The following is a 19,371-nucleotide window of genomic DNA, read 5'->3' on the forward strand; positions in this document are numbered from 1 at the left end:
GATGGAACTTTCGCGTCGCGCATTGTTGGCCAGTGGGGCCGCCGGGGTTGCCGTAACGGCGCTGCCGGGCACGGTCTTTGCGCAGGAAGAGACGATCAAAGTGGGCGTGCTGCATTCGCTGTCGGGGACGATGGCGATTTCGGAAACGACGCTGAAAGACACGATGCTGATGCTGATCGAGGCGCAGAACGCCAAGGGCGGCGTTTTGGGCAAAAAGCTGGAGGCGGTGGTGGTCGATCCGGCCTCGGACTGGCCTTTGTTTGCGGAAAAGGCGCGGGAATTGCTGACCGTGTCGAAGGTCGATGTGATGTTCGGCTGCTGGACGTCTGTGTCGCGCAAGTCGGTGCTGCCGGTCATCGAAGAGCTGAACGGGTTGCTGTTCTATCCGGTGCAGTATGAGGGCGAGGAATCGTCGAAAAACGTGTTCTACACGGGGGCTGCGCCGAACCAGCAGGCGATTCCGGCGGTGGACTACTATCTGGAAGAGCTGGGCGTGGAAAAATTCGCGCTGCTGGGCACCGACTATGTCTATCCGCGCACGACGAACAACATTCTGGAAAGCTATCTGCAATCCAAAGGCATCGCCAAGGAAGATATCTTTGTGAACTATACGCCGTTCGGGCACAGCGATTGGTCGAAGATCGTGGCCGATGTGGTGGCCTTGGGCGCGGATGGTAAAAAGGTCGGCGTGATCTCCACCATCAACGGCGATGCGAACATCGGTTTCTACAAAGAACTGGCGGCGGCGGGCGTGACGGCGGAGACGCTGCCTGTGGTGGCTTTCTCGGTCGGTGAGGAAGAGCTTTCGGGTCTGGATACGTCCAACCTGGTGGGCCATCTGGCGGCGTGGAACTATTTCATGTCGGCGGATACCCCGGCGAATGCCGAGTTCATCGCGGCGTGGAAGGCGTTCATCAAGGACGACAAGCGGGTGACGAATGACCCGATGGAGGCGCATTACATCGGGTTCAACATGTGGGTGAACGCGGTGACGGCGGCCGGCACGACCGAGGTAGACGCAGTTTCGGCGGCCATGATCGGGCAGAAATTCCCGAACCTGACGGGTGGGGAATCGGAAATGCTGCCGAACCACCATCTGACCAAGCCGGTTCTGATTGGCGAAATCCGGGCGGATGGGCAGTTTGACATCATCAGCCAGACCGAGCCGGTGCCGGGTGATGCTTGGACCGATTTCCTGCCGGAATCGGCAGTGCTGGAAGCCGATTGGAAAGACCTGAACTGCGGGATGTACAACAAGGAAACTTCGACCTGCGTGCAGTTGAAGTCGAACTATTGATCCTTTGACCAAAGGGGGCGGCCTGTCCGCCCCCTTTTCCCACAACGGAATTCCCCATGACATTGCTGCTGCGCACCCTGCTGGTGGTGCTTTTGCTTTTGCCGGGTCTTGCCCGCGCCGAAGGCGAGGCCGCCGCCCTGATCGAGGCCAATCGGGCGCTGATCGAAAAACCTTCACGCCAGACGATTGGGCCGTTCATTGCTGAACTGGCGGCGAGTGGCGACCCGATGGCGGCGCAGATTTTGCAGGCTTGGGAGGGGAAGCGGCTGGGTCTGCGGAAGGCCGATGGGGCGCTGTTCATCTTGGCGGCAGAGGGCGAGGGATTTGTGCTGACCGATCTGACGGGGAAAGCGGCGGGGACGGCGGCAAAAGCGGACATCACGGAGTTGAAGCCGAACGCGGGGGTGCGGGGGTTGATTGCGACGGCGCTTGTGCAGTTTACCCTATCTGGCCCGGATATGGCCGCGCGCAAAGCGGCGCTGGACAGCATCGCGCGGGACCCTTCGGCCGACCATTTGGGGCCCTTGCGGGGTTCGATTGCGGGGGAGGACGACGCGGCGCTGCTGGCGCAGAAGCAGCGGTTGGAGCGGCTGCTGACATTGCAATTCGACGTGGATTCGGCAGCTCGGGTCGCGGCCATTCAGGGGTTTGGTACGGACCTTGGGCTGGATGTGCGGGGCGCTTTGAACCCGCTGGTGGCGACCAAGCGGCAGGCCTTGGCGGGCGAACTGCCTGAAGGGGCCAATCTGGCGCGAGAGTTGACCATCGGGCGCGATCTGTCGCGGGATGAGGCTTATGATTTGCTGGTGGGCGCGGGGCTGGCACCCGCGCGGCTGACCTTGGCGGATCAGCGGGCGGCTTTGGCGGCGAACCTGAAGGACGGGGCCGTCGCAGGCGTGGCCTTGGCCGAATTGGCGACGCAGGGGGCGCGGGACCAAGCCTATGACGCCTTGGAAAAGGCGGGGCTGGTGCCTGCGGCTGCGACCGAGGCGGAAGTGGATGCGGCGATCAAGGCGCACCGCTTTGTGGATGTTTATGCCGAGGCGGACCCGGCGGTGACGGCGGCAGCGCAGGCGGCGCTGGGGGGGATTGGCACCAAGGTTGGGGCGATGCAGGCCGCCGATCTGGCGCTGGATGCGATCTCGCTTGCGTCGATCTATTTCCTTGCGGCAATTGGTCTGGCGATCACCTTCGGCGTTATGCGGGTAATCAACATGGCGCATGGTGAGTTCATCATGATGGGGGCCTATACCGGCTATGTCGTGCAGTTGTTCGTGCCGAATTATACGCTGTCGATCCTGATCGCCCTGCCCTTGGCCTTTGCCGTGACCTTTGCGGCGGGGGTAGCGATGGAGCGGCTGATCATCCGGCACCTCTATAAACGCCCGCTGGAGACCTTGCTGGCAACCTTTGGCGTGTCGATTGCCTTGCAGCAACTGGCGAAGAATATCTTTGGCACGCAGGCCCGGCCTTTGACGGCCCCGGCTTGGCTGGATGGGGCTTGGGTGCTGAATGATGTGGTGTCGATCAGCTATATCCGTATTGCGATTTTCGTGCTGGCGATGGTGTTCCTTGGGTTCTTCCTGTGGCTGATGAAGCGGACACGGCTGGGGCTGCAAGTCCGCGCCGTGACGCAGAACCCGGGGATGGCGGCAAGCATGGGGATCAACCCGGACCGGATCAACATGCTGACCTTTGGGATTGGTTCGGGGATTGCGGGGATCGCGGGTGTGGCGATTGGGCTGTTTGCCAAGGTCACGTCGGAACTGGGCAATGATTATATCGTGCAAAGTTTCATGACGGTGGTCGTGGGCGGTGTGGGGAATATCTGGGGGACGCTGGCGGGGGCCACGCTGATCGGCGGGCTGCAAAAGGTGATCGAGTGGTTGAACCCGTCGAACACGCTGGCGGCGCAGACCTATATGATCCTGTTCATCATCCTGTTCATCCAGTTCCGGCCTAGGGGCATCATTGCCCTCAAGGGTCGTGCGGCGGGGGATTGAGGATGTTTGAAGTGATCCCCCAGCCCCCCCTCCCATCCTCCCCCACAGGGGGGGAGGGGGCCCCCGGCTTCCGCCCGTCATCCAGTGTGACAGATGTTCATAGCGCCCCCCTCCCCCTTGTGGGGAGGGATGGGGTGGGGGGTCTTTGGCCCCAAGCGCAAACCCCGGCCAACGGAAAGTTCCAATGATGCCCAAGACCTATCTTGCCCAGAACCGTTCTGTGCTGATCTTTATCGCCTGTCTGGCGCTGTTCACGCTGGCCATCACGCTGATGTCCGAGGCCTATGGCGCGCCGCTGATCTCTACCTCGTTCGTCAAGACCTTGGGCAAGACGTTGTGCCTGTGTCTGGTGGCCTTGGCGATGGATCTGATCTGGGGTTATGCGGGCATTCTGTCCTTGGGCCACATGGCGTTTTTCGCGCTGGGCGGCTATATGGCGGGCATGTGGCTGATGTATGCGCGGACGGAAGAAATCGTCGTGCAGGCCTTGGCGCAAAGCCCGCTGCCCGCGACGGCAGAGGAGATCACCCAAGGCATTGCGACGCAGATTTTCGGGGTGGTGGGGTCGTCGGATTTTCCGCTGATCTGGAGTTTCGCACATTCCTTCCCGCTGCAAATGGCGATGGCGGTGCTGGTGCCGGGCCTGCTGGCGCTGGTCTTTGGCTGGCTGGCGTTTCGGAGCCGGGTGACAGGGGTTTACCTGTCGATCCTGACGCAGGCGATGACCTTGGCGCTGTCGTTGTATCTGTTCCAGAATGACAGCGGGCTGCGTGGCAACAACGGGCTGTCGGGCTTGCAGAACATTCCGGGGTTGGGCGATGTGGGCCAAGACAAGCTGTCGATCTGGTTCTTCTGGGCCAGCGCTTTGGCCTTGGGCCTGGGCTATATCGCCCTGTCCTTTGTCGTCTCGGGCAAGTTCGGGTCGGTGATCCGGGCGATCCGGGATGATGAGCAGAGGGTGCGGTTTCTGGGCTATTCGGTGGAAGGCTATAAGCTGTTCCTGTTCACCCTGACGGCGATTATCGCGGCCTTGGCGGGGGTGCTGTACTACCCGCAGGCGGGGATCATCAACCCGGCGGAACTGGCCCCCATCGCCTCGATCTATCTGGCGGTCTGGGTGGCGATTGGGGGGCGGGGGCGGCTTTATGGGGCGGTGATTGGCGCGGCCTTTGTGTCCTTGCTGTCCAGCTGGTTCACGGGCGGGCGGGCACCGTCGATCCCCCTAGGGTTCTATACGGTGAACTGGGTGGATTGGTGGCTGGTGCTGCTGGGCGGGGCTTTTGTGGCGGTCACACTGTTTGCGCCCAAGGGCTTTGGCGGGCTGTTTGATCGGTTCAGCGGGCGGCGCAGCCCGGACCGGAAGGGCGCGGCTTTGGGGCCGGATGATGGGTCGCTGATGGAAAAGGAGGCCGAGGCATGAGCGCGCTTTTGGAAGTGTCGGGCGTGTCGGTGACCTTTGACGGGTTCCGGGCGATCAACAACCTGTCGTTCAACATCGGCATTGGCGAGTTGCGGGCGGTGATCGGGCCGAATGGGGCGGGGAAGACCACGTTCATGGACATCGTGACGGGGAAAACCCGGCCCGATACGGGGACGGTGACCTTTGGGGAACGGTCGGTTTCGTTGCTGTCCTTATCCGAGGCGCAGATTGCGCGGGCGGGGGTGGGGCGCAAGTTTCAGCGCCCGACGGTGTTTGAAGATCAGTCAGTGACGGAAAACCTGCTGATGGCCTTGAAGGCCAACCGCAGCCCTTGGCGGGTTTTGTTCTGGAAACCGAAGGTTGAGGATATGGCGCGCGTGCAGGCACTGGCGGCGCAAGTGGGGCTGGCGGATCAGTTGGCGCGAAAGTCGGGGGAGTTGAGCCACGGGCAGAAGCAATGGCTGGAGATTGGGATGCTGCTGGCGCAGGAGCCTCGGTTGCTTTTGGTCGATGAACCGGCGGCGGGGATGACCTTGGCGGAGCGGGAACAGACGACAGCGATGCTGGTCGATCTGGCGAAAACGCGGGCGGTGGTGGTGGTCGAGCATGACATGGAGTTCGTGCGCCGCCTGAACTGCAAGGTGACGGTGCTGCACGAAGGTTCGGTGCTGGCCGAAGGGTCGCTGGACCATGTGACGGCGAACCCGCAAGTGATTGATGTTTATCTGGGGCGCGGATGATGCTGGAAACCCAAGGGCTGACTTTGCACTATGGCGGAAGCCAGATTCTGTATGGCATCGACTTTGCCGCCAAGGCGGGTGAGGTGACCTGCATCATGGGGACGAATGGGGTTGGGAAAACCTCATTCCTGAAAGCCTTGGCGGGCAGCCATCCGCGTTCGGGGGGGCTGGTGCGCTTGGGTGGCGAGGATGTGGGCCGGGCGCGGGCGCAGGATATGGCGCGGCGGGGCTTGGCGGTGGTGCCGCAGGGGCGGATGATCTTTCCGCTTTTGACGGTGCGGGAAAATCTGGAAACGGGTTATGCCCTGTTGCCGCGCGCAGAACATAAGATCCCGGATGAGATTTTCGATCTGTTCCCGGTGCTGAAAGACATGGCGCATCGGCGGGGCGGCGATCTTTCCGGCGGGCAACAGCAGCAATTGGCGATTGCGCGGGCGATGATCATGAAGCCGCGTGTCCTGCTGTTGGACGAACCGACCGAAGGCATCCAGCCGAACATCATTCAGCAGATCGGGCGGGTGATCGAATATCTGAAGGGCAAGGGGGATATGGCGATCATTCTGGTCGAGCAGTTCTTTGATTTTGCTTACGGGTTGGCGGACCAGTTCTATGTGTTCCGGCGGGGTTCTGTGGCGATGCAGGGCAGCAAGGCGGAGCTGACGCGCGACATTCTGCGGGCCGAGGTTTCGGTCTGAGCGCATCCTGACAAAATTAATTTGTCTGACATATAGATCGCCTGTTGTCCTGTGCCGCCCGTTTCTGCTTTATCGCAAGCGGGGAAGAGGGATGCCGCGATGGAAGAGCTTTATGACATTCGGGATCGGCGGTTCACGGCGCTGATTCTGATGAATGTGGGGATGGAAACCCTTTGGACGGGCGCGCGCTGGGCGGAAGGTCCGGCCTATCATGCGGCGGGGCGCTATCTGGTGTTTTCCGACATCCCGAACGACCGGCTTTTGCGCTGGGACGAAAGTGATGGGCGGGTCAGCACCTTCCAGCAGCCCGCGGGTTTTCAGAACGGCCATACGATTGACCGTCAGGGGCGGCTGGTCTGTTGCGAACATTTGGCGCGTTGCGTGTCCCGTGTGGAACATGACGGGCGGCGAGTGGTTCTGGCGAGCCATTATCAGGGCAAGCGGCTGAACAGCCCGAATGATGTGGTGGTGAAGTCGGATGGGTCGGTCTGGTTCAGCGATCCGTCTTATGGGATCGACACGGATTACGAGGGCGACAAGGCCGACAGTGAGATTGGCGCGTCGAATGTCTATCGGATCGACCCGGATGGGACGGTGGATTTGGTGATTGGCGATCTGGGGCAGCCGAATGGGCTGGCCTTTTCGCCAGATGAAAGCGTGCTTTATGTGGCCGACAGCGGCCAGACGCATGACCCTTCGCGCGCGCGGGCGATCCATGCCTATCCGGTGGATGGTAAGGGTGTCGGGCGGGGCGTGATGTTCTGCGAAAGCGATTGCGGGTTCTTTGACGGGTTCCGGCTGGATAGGGCGGGGAACCTTTGGACCAGCGCGGGGGATGGGGTGCATTGCTTTGCCTCGGATGGCACCTTGCTGGGCAAGATCCTGACCGGCGAAGGGGTGGCGAATGTTTGTTTCGGCGGGCCAAAGCGGAACCGGCTGTTTATTTGTGCGACGACCAGCTTGCGGTCGATCTATCTGAACACGCAGGGGGTTTCCTATTATGGCTGATCTGGGATTGCCCGCTGAGGGGCTGTTCGTGGGCCGGGTTTGGCGGGCGGGGGTTGGGCCTTGTGTCGTGACCGTGCGGCAGGGCCGGGTGGTGGACATCACGACGAAAGCCGCGCCGACGATGCGAGATTTGCTGGAACAGGCGGATGTTGTGGCTTTCGTGGCGGGGATTGCCGGGGAAGACCTTGGCGCGCTGGTGGATATTGCGGCGGCGAGTGTGGAGCCCGTGGGCGAGGTGACGCATCTGCTCGCCCCCTGCGATCTGCAAGCGGTGAAGGCCTGCGGGGTGACCTTTGCGCGGTCGATGATCGAGCGGGTGATTGAGGAAAGGGCGGCGGGCGATGCGAGCCGGGCGCTGGCGATACGGGAAAAGCTGGGCGGGATTCTGGGCGATAACCTGCGGCATTTGGTGCCGGGCAGCGAAAAGGCCATGGAAGTGAAGCGGCTTTTCAAGGCCGAAGGCTTGTGGAGCCAGTATCTGGAAGTTGGCATCGGGCCGGATGCCGAAGTGTTCACCAAAGCCCCGCCGATGGCGGCGGTGGGCTGGGGGGCCTCCGTCGGCCTGCACCCGATTAGCCAGTGGAACAACCCGGAGCCGGAGGTGGTTCTGGCGGTGTCGTCGAAGGGCCAAATCGTGGGGGCCGCGCTGGGCAATGATGTGAACCTGCGGGACGTCGAGGGGCGCTCGGCGCTGTTGTTGGGCAAGGCGAAAGACAACAATGCGGCGGCGAGTATTGGGCCTTTTGTGCGGCTGTTTGATACGTCGTTCAGTCTGGACGATGTGCGAAGCGCGGAATTGACGCTGCGGGTGGAAGGGACGGACGGCTTTGTGCTGGACGGTCGGTCGAGCATGGCCGAGATCAGCCGAGATCCGGCGGACCTTGTGGCGCAGGCCTGGGGGCGGCATCACCAATATCCCGATGGGTTCATGCTGTATTGCGGGACGATGTTTGCACCAGTGCAAGACAGGGACGGACCGGGGCAGGGGTTCACGCATCATCTGGGCGACCGGGTGGTGATTGCGACGCCTGCGCTGGGGGCTTTGGTCAACACGGTGCGGTTTTCGACGGAAGCGCCGGAATGGGTGTTTGGGGCAGGGGCCTTGATGCGCAATCTGGCGGGGCGGGGCTTGCTTTAGGGTTGCAGGCGGGCCTACATGGGGAAACCCAGCAGTGAGGCCAGGATGACGCCGTTCTTTCGCAAACCCTTTGTTGTCTTGGCTTTTCTGGGGCTTGCCGCCTGTCAGGGCGACAAGGCGGCGGACAAGGCCGATGTGCCCAGCGGGGCCGAGGATTTCGCCAATTACTGCGCGGCTTGTCATGGGGCGGGCGGCAAGGGCGATGGTCCAGCGGCGGCGGGGTTGGCGAAGAAACCGGCAGACCTGACCAAAATCGCGGCGCGGAATGGCGGGGCGTTTCAGGCGACACAGGTGATGGCGCAGATCTGGGGCTATCAGGATGCGCGGGACGGGGGGCGAGTGATGCCGAAGTTCAGCGAATTGCTGGACTCGCCGAATGTGCTGTTTGACGGCGGCGACGGGATCGCGACGCCGACGCCCTTGCGGCTGGTGCAACTGGCCGAGGTGGTGCAGGGTTTGCAGGAGTAAAGGGCGGCGTGGCGTCCATTTTTCTGCCTTTGACAGATGGCGGAAGTCACAAGCGCCGCCCGGCGACCAGCCGGGCCGTGCCCGCCGCCCCCATGGGCGCGCACAGCCCTTTGTTCCTCTCAGGTCAAACGGGCGATCAGCCCCTTACATCCACAACAACGCGGCCCTGCACTTGCCCTGCGAGGATGGCTTGGCCCAGGTCGGGCAGGTCGGCCAGCGTGGCGGGGAGGATCATGCTTTCCAGTTTGTCCAGCGGCAGGTCTTGCGCGATGCGGGTCCAAGCGCGTTGGCGGGCGGGGAAGGGTTGGGTGACGCTGTCGATGCCCAGAAGGTTCACGCCGCGCAGAAGGAAGGGGATGACGGAGGTGGGGAGTGAGGCCCCGCCTGCAAGGCCGACGGCGGCGGCAGAGGCACCGTATTGCAACTGGCCAAGGATGCGCGCCAGCATGGGGCCACCGACGGCGTCGATGCATCCGGCCCAAGCCTCAGACTCCAGCGGGCGTTTGACGGTTTCGGCCAGATCGGCGCGGGGAAGGATGCGGGTGGCCCCCAGATCGCGCAGATAGGGTTCCGTTTCGGGGCGTCCGGTGACGGCGGCAACGCGGTAGCCCCCGGCATGGGCGAGGGCGGTGGCGACGGAACCAACACCGCCTGCGGCCCCGGTGATCAGCAATTCGCCCTTTTCCGGGGTCAGGCCGTGGTCTTCAAGGGCCAGAAGGGCCAAGGCGGCGGTGAGGCCTGCGGTGCCCACGGCCATGGCTTGGCGGGTGGAAAGGCCCTCGGGCAGAGGCACCAGCCAATCGGCCTTGACGCGGGCACGGGTGGCATAGCCGCCCCAATGGATTTCGCCGACGCGCCAACCGGTGAGGACGACCTTGTCGCCGGGTCTGTAGCGGGGATCGGTGGAGGTCTCGACGGTGCCGGCCAGATCAATGCCGGGGATATGGGGCCAAGCTTTGACCAGCCCGCCGCCATGGGGCGAGAGGCAGAGGGCGTCTTTGTAATTGAGTGAGGAATATTCGACGGCAACGGTGACATCGCCGGGTGGCAAAAGGGCCTCGTCCAGTTCGCGGATATGGGCGGTGGCAGGGCCGTCGCCGTCGCGTTCCATCACCAGTGCTTTGAACATGATCGGCCTCCCTTTGCCCCCCACCCCAACCCTCCCCACAGGGGGGAGGGGGTTTTAGAAGGCTAGCGTTCTGGGGCGCAGGTGCAAGTCACATCAGAAAGGACAGACGTTCTGCCGCCTCGTCCCAAGTCGCCTTGTTCGCCGCCGTCAGCAGCACGCCCTGGCGGGTGCGGACGGAATAGGGGCGGCCATCGAGAAGGGCGGCATGGCCCCCCGCCTCGGCCACGATCAGGGTTCCGGCGGCGTGGTCCCAGGGGTTCAGCACGGCGCTAAGGGCGAAATCGGCATGGCCTTCGGCGATCAGGCGGTATTCATGCGCGGCGCAACGGGGTGACAGGGCGCGGCCATAGGCCAGCACGGTGGTCACCAGTTGCGGGCGCTTTTCGGCGGGGAAAAGGGCGGGTGACATGAGGCCGATGCGCTGGTTCAAGGGCAATTCGCCGCGGGCATGGATGGGGCGGGTGGCCCCTTCGCGGGCCCAATGCGCGCCTTCGCCCGGGGCGGCCCAGATCCAGTCATCCATCACCGGGTCGAGATGCAGGCCGAACAGCGTGACGCCATCCTGCACGACAGACAGGATCATGCCGAAATTGGTCTGGCCTGCGGCATAGTTCCAAGTGCCGTCGATCGGGTCGATGATGATCGTGGTGCCGGGGGCATCGAGGCGTTCGATGATGGCGGGGTTGGCGGCAATTGCCTCTTCGCCCAGCACATCAAGCCCCGGAAAGGTGGTTTGGAAGGCGGCGGTCAGCGCGGCCTCGGCGGCGGTATCGGCCTCGGTCACGATGTCATGCGCGTCTTTCTTGGTGCCGACGGCGGCTGTATTCAGGTTGCGAAAGCGGGGCATCACTTCGGCCTTGGCGACGGCCCGCGCGATGCGGATCAGTTCGGCGCGGTCGTTCGTGTCAAATGGCATGGCATTCTCCTTCGCCTCTTGCTGGCCGTGGCGGCAGCAGGATGCAACCCCCGAATTGACTTTACCCCCCTGCCGCTTTACCGCCCGAGGAAAGCAAAAGAGGCAGAACATGGCGCAGAAATCGCTGTTGATGGTGGGGGCGGGGCTTTCGGGCGCGGTCATCGGGCGGCATCTGGCCGAGGCGGGGCATAAGGTCCATATCGTCGATGCGCGCGACCATATTGCAGGCAATTGCCATATGTATCGTGACGCCGAGACGGGGGTGAATGTTCACGCCTATGGGCCGCATATCTTTCATACGGATGATGAGGAAGTCTGGGCCTATGTGAACGCGCATGAGGTGTTTCTGCCGTTCAAGAACCGGGTGAAGACCACCTCGCAAGGGCGGGTCTATTCGCTGCCGGTGAACCTGCATACGATCAACCAGTTCTTTGGCGAAACGCTGCGCCCGGATGAGGCGAAGGCGTTTATTGAAACCAAGGCCGATACCAGCATCACCGATCCGCAGACGTTCGAGGATCAGGCGCTGCGCTTTGTGGGGCGGGATCTGTATGACGCGTTTTTCCGGGGCTATACGCTGAAGCAATGGGGCTGTGACCCGACGGAATTGCCAGCGAGCATTCTGAAGCGGCTGCCGCTGCGGTTCAATTACGACGACAATTATTTCAACCATCGGCATCAGGGGATGCCGCAGAATGGCTATACCGCGATGGTGGAAAGCATTCTGAACCATCCGGGGATCACGGTCAGCCTGAATACGCGGTTTTCGCGCGATCAGGCAAAGGACTATGACCATGTGTTCTATTCGGGGCCGTTGGACGGTTGGTTTGACTATGAACTGGGGCGGCTGGGCTATCGGACGCTGGATTTTGAGCGGTTTACCTATGAGGGGGATTATCAGGGCTGCGCAGTGATGAACTATGGGGATGAAGAGGTGCCCTATACGCGGATCACGGAACACAAACATTTCGCGCCCTGGGAAAGCCATGCGAAATCGGTGCTTTACCGCGAATTCAGCCGGGAATGCGGGCCGGATGACATTCCCTATTATCCGATCCGTCTGGTGAACGAAAAGGCGATGCTGGGCGGCTATGTGGAACGGGCGAAGTGGGAGAAGGGGGTGACCTTTGTCGGGCGTCTGGCGACCTATCGTTACCTGGATATGGATGTGACGATCCGCGAGGCGCTGGACTGCGCGCGGTTGGCGGAAAAGGCCTTTGCCGAGGGCGGGGTGATGCCGGCGTTTACGGTCAATCCATTGTGAGCGAGCCGGTCCTTGCCGCCGTTGTTGTAACCTACAACAGGCTGGCGCAGTTGCAGATCACCATCGAACGGCTGCTGGCCGAGCCGGTCGATCATCTGGTGGTGGTGGACAATGGGTCGAATGATGGCAGCCGGGAATGGCTGTGGTCCTTGCATGACCCTCGCCTGACGCTGATCGAGCCAAAGGAAAATGGCGGCGGAGCGATGGGGTTTGAGATCGGGATGAAAGCGGCGGTGGACCGTTTTGATCCGGATTGGCTGGTGATCATGGATGATGATGCGCGGCCACGGGCGGGCACTTTGGCGCGGTTCAAGGCAGCGGTGCCCGAGGCCGACGCGGTGGCAGGGGCGGTGTTTTATCCGGGGGGGGGGCTGGTGGAGATGAACCGGCCTTGGGTGAACCCGTTTGCCTCGGCCCGATCGTTCTGGAAGGCCCTGACCGGGGGGCGGGGGGGCTTTCACGTCAGCGATGCGGCCTATGCGCCGGAGGCGGGGCAAAGCGCGATTGACGGGGCGTCTTTCGTGGGGCTGTTCCTGTCGCGGCGGGCGGTGGAGCTGGCGGGCTATCCGGATGGGCGGCTGTTCATCTATGGCGATGATGTTCTGTATACGTTGTCTTTGGCAAAACGCGGCGGAAGGACATTGTTCGATCCGGCGCTGGTCTTTGACCATGATTGTGCGCAGGCGGCACCGGGCGAAATCTGGCGACCTTTGTGGAAGACCTATTACCTGCATCGCAACCGTTGGTTCGTTTACCGGCTGGCGGCGGGGCCGGTGCTGTTCTGGCCGTTGATGGCGCTGATGGTGCCGAAATGGTTCTGGAATGCGCGGCGTTTGCAGGGTGAGGAGCGGGTGATCTATCGTCGTCTGCTGAAACTGGCGCTGTCGGATGCGTGGAAGGGCCAGCGCCACCGCCCCCATGCGCAAATTCTTGCGCTTGCCGCTGGGTAAGGCGCTAGGGGCGGTAGAGAGTCCCCCCTTTCCTTTGCTGCGCAAACTGACTATCACCCATAGCCAAATATGGGGCCAAAGGGCCCATGGGTTCCTAACAAAAGAGCGATGGACAGATGAAAGTTCTTATCCTTGGTGGCGATGGTTTCTGCGGCTGGCCGACCGCGCTGCACCTGTCGGATCTGGGCCACGACATCATCATCGTGGACAATCTGTCGCGCCGCGACATCGACAATGAGCTGTCGGTGGAAAGCCTGACGCCGATCTCGCCGATCCAGACGCGGATCAAGGCGTGGAAAGAAGTGTCGGGCAAGACGCTGGGTTTTGAAAATCTGGACCTGTCGAAAGACTATGCCGAGCTGGTGCAGCTGCTGGTGAAGGAAAAGCCCGACGCGGTGGTGCATTTCGCCGAACAGCGGGCCGCGCCCTATTCGATGAAATCGTCCTGGCACAAGCGTTACACGGTGGACAACAACATCAGCGCCACGAACAACCTCTGCGCCGCTGTGGTGGAATCGGGGCTGGATATCCACGTCGTCCATCTGGGGACGATGGGGGTTTACGGTTATTCCTCGGTTGGGCTGCCGATCCCGGAAGGCTATCTGCCGGTAAAGCTGGACGTGCCGAACAAGGGCTTGGTGGATCAGGATATTCTGTATCCGACAAACCCCGGCTCGATCTATCACATGACCAAGTCGCTGGATCAGATCATCTTTGCCTACTATGCCAAGAACGACCAGATGCGGGTGACCGACCTGCATCAGGGTATCGTCTGGGGCACGCAGACCGATCAGACCAAGCGCGATGAACGTCTGATCAACCGTTTTGACTATGATGGCGACTATGGCACAGTGCTGAACCGTTTCCTGATGCAGGCGGCGGTGGGTTATCCGCTGACCGTGCATGGCACGGGTGGGCAGACCCGCGCCTTCATCCATATCAAGGATACCGTGCGCTGCATCGAACTGGCCGTGACGAACCCGCCCGCTAAGGGCAACAAGGTTCATATCATGAACCAAGTGACCGAAACGCACCGGGTGCGCGATCTGGCGAAACTGGTGTCGGAACTGACGGGGGCCACCATCAAGCCGATGGACAACCCGCGCAAGGAAGATGCGGAAAACGATCTGATCGTGCGGAACGACAACTTCCTGAAACTGGGCCTGAACCCGACCAAGCTGGAAGCGGGGCTGTTGGAAGAGGTCAAGGAAATCGCGGAAAAGTACAAGCATCGCGCTGACCTGACTCGCATTCCCTGCGAATCGCTCTGGGTGAAAAAGTAACATGGCCAAACCCGTCCTTGTCACCGGCGGGGCCGGGTTTGTTGGGGCCAACCTTGTCCGGCTTTTGCTGGGCAAGGGGTATGACGTCACGATTCTGGACAACTTTGACCGGGGGCGTGCGGCCTATCTCGACGGGTTGGACGTGCGGGTGGTGCGCGCCGATATCCGCGACGGCGAGGCGCTGAAGACGGCATTCAAGGGCCAAGAGGCGATTTTCCATCTGGCGGCCTATGGTTCGGTGGTGGAATCGATTGAAGACCCGGATACGAATTTTCAGGTGAACGTCGTTGGCACGCTGAACGTCTTGAAGGCGGCGGTGGCCAATGACGTGGGCAAACTGGTGTTTTCATCAACTGGCGGGGCCCTGATGGGCAATACGGCGCCGCCGGTGAACGAAAAGTCGGTGCCCCGGCCGATTTCGCCCTATGGGGCCAGCAAGCTGGCCTGCGAGGGCTATCTGTGTGCCTTTGCGGAATCCTACGGGCTGAACACGCTGATGTGCCGTTTCGCCAATGTTTATGGGCCTTGGTCGGCGCATAAGCAGGGGGTTTTCAACAAATATCTTGTGGCGATTGACAAGGGGGAGCCGCTGGTCGTCTATGGCGATCCGGTGCGGGATTTCATCTATGTCGAAGATCTGGTGCGGGGGCTGACCCTGGGACTGGAAAGCGACACGAAGGCGGGGGATGCCTATCACCTGTCAACGAACACCGGCGTTCGGATTGTCGATCTGGCGGCGGAAATGCTGTCGATCCGGCGGAAGAACGACAGTCAGTTGATCCGACATCCGGCGCGGCGGGGCGAGGTGGCGGAAAATTTTGCCGAAGGGCATAAGGCCTCGGCGGATTTGGGATTCACGGCGCAGGTGACTTTGCGCCCCGGTCTGGAAAAGACCATCGAATGGTTTGATGCGCATGCGGATTTGTGGAAGCCCGGCGCCTGATTTTGGGAAATGCCGCGATGAAAGCGTCACTCTATACCGCCTATCACAAGTTTTCGACATTGATCGACAGCGTCTCAATCCGCCCCATTCATGTGGGTCGGGCCAAGGCGGGCAAGCCTTTGCTGGGCATGATCGGCGATGATACGGGCGAGAATATCAGCGCGAAGAATGGGCGCTATTGCGAGCTGACGGCGCTGTATTGGGCCTGGAAGAACGACCGGGACAGCAGCCATATTGGCCTGATGCATTACCGTCGTCTGCTAGATTTTGACGGGACGTTTGCGGGCGAGGCGGCAGAGCAAAAGCCTGCAACCTTGCGGACGGCGGATTATGCGGCGGCGGCGGAGCGTTGGCTGGCGGCCAATGGCGATGTCGATCTGGTGGTGCCGAAACTGCATCGGATGAGTCTGACCATGCGGGACAATTACCGGACGCGGCATCGGCCCGACGATCTGGCGGTGGTGGATGCGATCATCCGGGATCATCACCCAGCCTATCTGGAGCATTACAATGCGGTGATGTCGGACTGCGATGTGCGGCTGGCGAACATGTTTCTGGCGCGGCGCGAGATCGTCGACGAATACTGCGCCTTTGTCTTTGACGTGCTGGGCCGTCTGGATGCGGCCGATGTGGCGCGGGATCACTATAACGCCTATCAGTCGCGCTATCTGGGGTTCATCTCGGAACGGCTGTTCACGGTTTTCGTGCGGAAATACATGGCCGATCATCCGCAGACGAAACTGCGGGAAGTGAACATCCTGAACCTGTCGGAAACGCTGGTCTTTCCCTATTGCGCCGATGACAGTTTCAACGGGGCGGAGCAGGTGAACATCGCCTTTTCCTCGGACGATGCCTATCTGCCGCATGCAGCGGCGATGGTGGCGAGTGTGCTGCAACATGCGGGTGCGGACCGGCACTATAATTTCTTTTACCTTTTTTCCGACATTGATCCGGCCCGTCTGGAGGTGTTTGCATCCCTTTTCCGACCCTATCGGAACGCGACACTGCATGCGATCAATGTCGGCAACCCATTCGAGAACAGCTATCGTTCTTCGACCCGGGCACCGTCGAATGCGACTTACAACCGCTTTTTGCTGTTTGAGCTGCTGCCGACGCTGAAGCGGCTATTGTATATCGACAGCGATATGATCGTGACGGGGGATGTGGCGGAAATCTTTGACGTGCCTATGGGGGACAACAAGATTGCCGGCGTGACGGACCATATTATGACGCGAACTTTGACGGTGCCTGTCAGCACGGTCGATCCGGAGGTGCCGGATTTGTATCAGTATCAGCGCAAGGTGCTGGGGCTATCGGATGCGCAAATCAGCCATTATTTCAATGCTGGCCTGCTGGTGTTCAACTTTGCGGCGATGGATGTGGTGGCAACGGGGCGGGATCTGCTGGCACGGGTCGAAAAATCGCGTTTTCTGTTCCGCGATCAGGATCTGCTGAATAGCTATTTCAAGGACAGCTATTATCGGTTGCCTGCGAAATACAATGTCTTCAACAGCCGAAGTGCTGCCTATACGAATGTGCCGAAGGCGAATTTTGATGAGGCGATGGCGGCAAAGCGGGCCCCCTTTGTGGTGCATTACGCGGCCAAATCCTATAAGCCGTGGGAGGTGGTGGAGGTCGATTTCGGGCAGCTTTACTGGCAGGCGTTGATGAAGACACCCTTCTATCTGAGCACCCTGTCGGCGGCGGTGGGGGGGCCGGGATCGGCCATTGACCCGGATCTGCGGCTGTCGATCTTTAGCAAGGCAGGATTTGCGGCGCGGGGGCGGCGATTGGCAGATCGCTATCCATCGCTGCGACCAACCTTGCACAAAATCTATCGGACAATGTTTTTCCGGAAATCCTAGGATTCAATCAGGAGCCAGCCGTGGGCACGCAAATCACCGTCTATGCGGGGCATTTCAAGACCGGATCCAGTTCCTTGCAGCGGTTCTTTGCGGTGAATTGGCGGGCCTTGGCGCTGCAAGGGGTGCTTTATCCCGCGACCGAGCCACAAAGCGTGGCGCAGAATATGAAAGAGCTGCTGCATGGGGCCGAGGCGGATGATGGGCGGCGAAGCCTGAACATCTATGAGCCCCATAACGCGCTGGCTTTGCGACTGAAGAACGAAGAGGACGGGCATACGATCCCGGACTATTACCCCGATCTGCCCAGTGGCAAGGCAATGCTGGACACCATGATGCGGCAGGTGGAGGCTTTGGCGCCGAAGCAGGTCTTGATCGCGGGCGAGGTGTTGTCGGCCTTGGCTGGAACGCCTGAGGCGACGGGCTTGCAACGGTTGGCTTGGCGTTTGGAAAAATACGAAGTGCGGGTGGTGCTGAACCTGCGGCGACCGGACCTGCATCTGGCCTCCTGGGATATTCAACGGCTGCGCGTGGGACAGAAGCCAGGGCCGCTGCGGGGTGAGGCTTTGCTGGACTATCTGCAGGGGGTGCATTTCGACTATGTTCGGCTGATCGAGGCTTGGCGTAAGCTGTTGCCAAAAGCCGATTTTCACCTGAGAAATTTGGCCGATGTGCGAAAAGAGGGCGGCACGGTGGAGCAGATCGTGCGCCTTTTGGATGTGCCGAACACCGGGCTTTTGACACCGCTGGAAGATACGAATGCGTCGATTCCCAGAGCCTATTCCATGATCTGCCGGGCCGCGCGGATGGAACTGTCGGCCGAAGCGTCACGGCGGATCATTCGGGCGATCTATGTGGCCCCGGCCGAGTTGCCTAGGGCTGCGGATCGGGAGGTTGAAATGTTTGGTCGTTTCAACCGCGATCTGATGCGGAAGGAGTTCGATAAGGTCCATGTGGCTTTGGGGAAAATGGCGGGGAAAGCCCCGTTCTTCCCCGATCTGGACGGGATGCTGGAGATGGGCATATTGTCGGATGTGGACGCGGCGAGGGCCAGTTGGCCGGCGCTGCGGGATTGGTTGTTGCAAAACCTAGACGATGGGGAAGACATCGCCTGGGTACGGGGCCACCGACCGTAGGGTCAGGCCGGGGCCTCTGGGCTGGCCATTGCCAAGCGAAGGCTTTAAAACTGGGCGAACCCCGTATTTGGCGGGGGCTTAGACCAACCAAAAGGGCAGCGCGACGTGGCCAAGCCAAAACTCTATATTCATATGGGCACGCATCGGACGGCGACTACGTCGATCCAGAGCTTTCTGTATGAAAACCGTGCGGCCTTGGCAAAGCAGGGGGTGCTATATCCGTTCGACGTCCGCAGGCATCAGGCGCAGATCAACTTGGCGACCAAGCGCGGCAAGATGGATATGTTGGAAAAAAAGCTGATGGAGCAAGTGGCGGCGCAGCGCAAGATTTCCAAAGTGATCCTGAGCGATGAGGACATTTGTTTTGTGCAGGATTTGGAGGTTTTCGCCAAGCTGAAAGAGCAATTTGATCTGCATTTTGTGCTGTTCATGCGGCGGCAAGATCTTTGGCTGGAAAGCTGGTATATGCAGAATGTCAAATGGCAGTTTTTTAAGAAGTATTGCCACCTGACCTTTGCTGAATTTTTTGACCTGCGGGAAGATTTTTTCTGGATGGATTATGATCAGGTGATCCGAAAGTTGGAAAATTTTGTTGCGCCAGATCATATTCACTTGGCGATCTTTGAGCGAGCGGCGATGGGTGAGGGGCCGGTGCAAGAGTTCATGAGTCTGGTGGGCATTGGGGCGGATGAAGGCTTTGTCATGCCGTCGCAGCGCAATGCCAGCATGACACCGCTGATGACAGAATTTGTGCGGCATTTGCCTTTGAACACAGCCAAAGCACAGTTTCGCGGTTTTATTGAACGCGCCTGCGGTCGGGTTGATCGGGCGATACATTTGGAAAAAGTTTCGTCCTATTATATGGATCATGCGCAAAGGTCAGCCTACATGGAGGGCTTTGCCGAATCGAACCAAAAGGTGGCAGAACGTTATTTCGGGCGGGATCGGCTTTTCCATGAACCGCTGCCGGGGCCGGAGGCGGCGCTGGCCGATACCAAGTTGCCAAGTGATACAAGTGAATTGATGCAGATTTTCGTTGGGCCCATGATCGGTGAAATGATCAAGGCTCGCAATGCAGCGGATGAAGCGGCAGCGAATAACAAGTCAGGCTAGGCCGTG

Annotated in this window: 17 protein-coding genes; 15 read left to right on the forward strand and 2 right to left on the reverse strand. The window is 60.8% G+C overall.

Annotation, left to right across the window (positions count from 1 at the left end; all coding sequences use genetic code 11):
* The first annotated feature begins 1 nt into the window (after position 1).
* The 8 genes from urtA to IE095_RS04915 all read left to right on the forward strand — a co-directional run bounded on the left by urtA (position 2) and on the right by IE095_RS04915 (position 8,769).
* On the forward strand, positions 2 to 1,297 hold the full coding sequence (gene urtA / locus IE095_RS04880; protein ID WP_189410491.1) for an urea ABC transporter substrate-binding protein: 1,296 nt from the start codon (positions 2 to 4) through the stop codon (positions 1,295 to 1,297).
* Positions 1,298 to 1,353: 56 nt separating this feature from the next.
* Positions 1,354 to 3,300: an urea ABC transporter permease subunit UrtB gene (urtB, locus tag IE095_RS04885; RefSeq protein ID WP_189410492.1), complete on the forward strand. Its 1,947-nt coding sequence runs from the start codon at positions 1,354 to 1,356 to the stop codon at positions 3,298 to 3,300.
* A gap of 187 nt (positions 3,301 to 3,487) precedes the next feature.
* Complete coding sequence (gene urtC / locus IE095_RS04890) at positions 3,488 to 4,720, forward strand: urea ABC transporter permease subunit UrtC (protein ID WP_189410493.1); 1,233 nt, start codon at positions 3,488 to 3,490, stop codon at positions 4,718 to 4,720.
* Entirely contained in the window at positions 4,717 to 5,460 is a 744-nt protein-coding gene (urtD, locus tag IE095_RS04895) for an urea ABC transporter ATP-binding protein UrtD (RefSeq protein WP_189410494.1), read from the forward strand. The genes urtC and urtD overlap by 4 nt, the downstream gene beginning before the upstream one ends.
* The gene (urtE, locus tag IE095_RS04900; protein WP_229804509.1) at positions 5,457 to 6,155 is read left to right on the forward strand and encodes an urea ABC transporter ATP-binding subunit UrtE; all 699 of its coding nucleotides are present in this window, start codon (positions 5,457 to 5,459) and stop codon (positions 6,153 to 6,155) included. The genes urtD and urtE overlap by 4 nt, the downstream gene beginning before the upstream one ends.
* A 99-nt stretch (positions 6,156 to 6,254) precedes the next feature.
* Positions 6,255 to 7,163 carry an SMP-30/gluconolactonase/LRE family protein gene (locus IE095_RS04905; protein WP_229804510.1) on the forward strand — a complete coding sequence of 303 codons (909 nt, stop codon included), beginning with the start codon at positions 6,255 to 6,257 and terminating at the stop codon, positions 7,161 to 7,163.
* Positions 7,156 to 8,301: a fumarylacetoacetate hydrolase family protein gene (locus IE095_RS04910; protein ID WP_189410495.1), complete on the forward strand. Its 1,146-nt coding sequence runs from the start codon at positions 7,156 to 7,158 to the stop codon at positions 8,299 to 8,301. The genes IE095_RS04905 and IE095_RS04910 overlap by 8 nt, the downstream gene beginning before the upstream one ends.
* Before the next feature lie 45 nt (positions 8,302 to 8,346).
* Positions 8,347 to 8,769 (forward strand): c-type cytochrome, encoded by a 423-nt coding sequence (locus IE095_RS04915; protein ID WP_189410496.1) that lies wholly within the window; start codon positions 8,347 to 8,349, stop codon positions 8,767 to 8,769.
* Positions 8,770 to 8,905: 136 nt separating this feature from the next.
* Here the strand turns inward: IE095_RS04915 and IE095_RS04920 are convergent, their stop codons facing one another.
* Both IE095_RS04920 and IE095_RS04925 read right to left on the reverse strand, forming a co-directional pair.
* Positions 8,906 to 9,898, reverse strand: a complete 993-nt coding sequence (locus IE095_RS04920; RefSeq protein ID WP_189410497.1) for an MDR family oxidoreductase — start codon at positions 9,896 to 9,898, stop codon at positions 8,906 to 8,908.
* Between the two features lie 88 nt (positions 9,899 to 9,986).
* Positions 9,987 to 10,814: an inositol monophosphatase family protein gene (locus IE095_RS04925; protein ID WP_189410498.1), complete on the reverse strand. Its 828-nt coding sequence runs from the start codon at positions 10,812 to 10,814 to the stop codon at positions 9,987 to 9,989.
* 109 nt (positions 10,815 to 10,923) lie between these two features.
* On the opposite strand from IE095_RS04925, the gene IE095_RS04930 reads away from it, so the two are divergent.
* The 7 genes from IE095_RS04930 to IE095_RS18270 all read left to right on the forward strand — a co-directional run bounded on the left by IE095_RS04930 (position 10,924) and on the right by IE095_RS18270 (position 19,365).
* Positions 10,924 to 12,078 (forward strand): UDP-galactopyranose/dTDP-fucopyranose mutase family protein, encoded by a 1,155-nt coding sequence (locus tag IE095_RS04930; RefSeq protein WP_189410499.1) that lies wholly within the window; start codon positions 10,924 to 10,926, stop codon positions 12,076 to 12,078.
* The gene (locus IE095_RS04935) at positions 12,075 to 13,028 is read left to right on the forward strand and encodes a glycosyltransferase (protein ID WP_229804511.1); all 954 of its coding nucleotides are present in this window, start codon (positions 12,075 to 12,077) and stop codon (positions 13,026 to 13,028) included. The genes IE095_RS04930 and IE095_RS04935 overlap by 4 nt, the downstream gene beginning before the upstream one ends.
* 116 nt (positions 13,029 to 13,144) lie before the next feature.
* Positions 13,145 to 14,311 (forward strand): NAD-dependent epimerase/dehydratase family protein, encoded by a 1,167-nt coding sequence (locus IE095_RS04940; protein WP_189410500.1) that lies wholly within the window; start codon positions 13,145 to 13,147, stop codon positions 14,309 to 14,311.
* A 1-nt stretch (position 14,312) separates the two neighbouring features.
* Positions 14,313 to 15,254 carry an NAD-dependent epimerase/dehydratase family protein gene (locus IE095_RS04945; RefSeq protein WP_189410501.1) on the forward strand — a complete coding sequence of 314 codons (942 nt, stop codon included), beginning with the start codon at positions 14,313 to 14,315 and terminating at the stop codon, positions 15,252 to 15,254.
* A gap of 17 nt (positions 15,255 to 15,271) precedes the next feature.
* The gene (locus IE095_RS04950) at positions 15,272 to 17,119 is read left to right on the forward strand and encodes a DUF4422 domain-containing protein (RefSeq protein WP_189410502.1); all 1,848 of its coding nucleotides are present in this window, start codon (positions 15,272 to 15,274) and stop codon (positions 17,117 to 17,119) included.
* A gap of 20 nt (positions 17,120 to 17,139) precedes the next feature.
* Entirely contained in the window at positions 17,140 to 18,252 is a 1,113-nt protein-coding gene (locus tag IE095_RS04955) for a hypothetical protein (RefSeq protein WP_189410503.1), read from the forward strand.
* Between the two features lie 105 nt (positions 18,253 to 18,357).
* The gene (locus IE095_RS18270; RefSeq protein WP_229804513.1) at positions 18,358 to 19,365 is read left to right on the forward strand and encodes a hypothetical protein; all 1,008 of its coding nucleotides are present in this window, start codon (positions 18,358 to 18,360) and stop codon (positions 19,363 to 19,365) included.
* The last annotated feature ends 6 nt before the right edge of the window (positions 19,366 to 19,371 follow it).

The sequence above is a fragment of the Neogemmobacter tilapiae genome, from assembly GCF_014652215.1.
GTDB classification, from domain to species: Bacteria; Pseudomonadota; Alphaproteobacteria; order Rhodobacterales; family Rhodobacteraceae; genus Neogemmobacter; species Neogemmobacter tilapiae.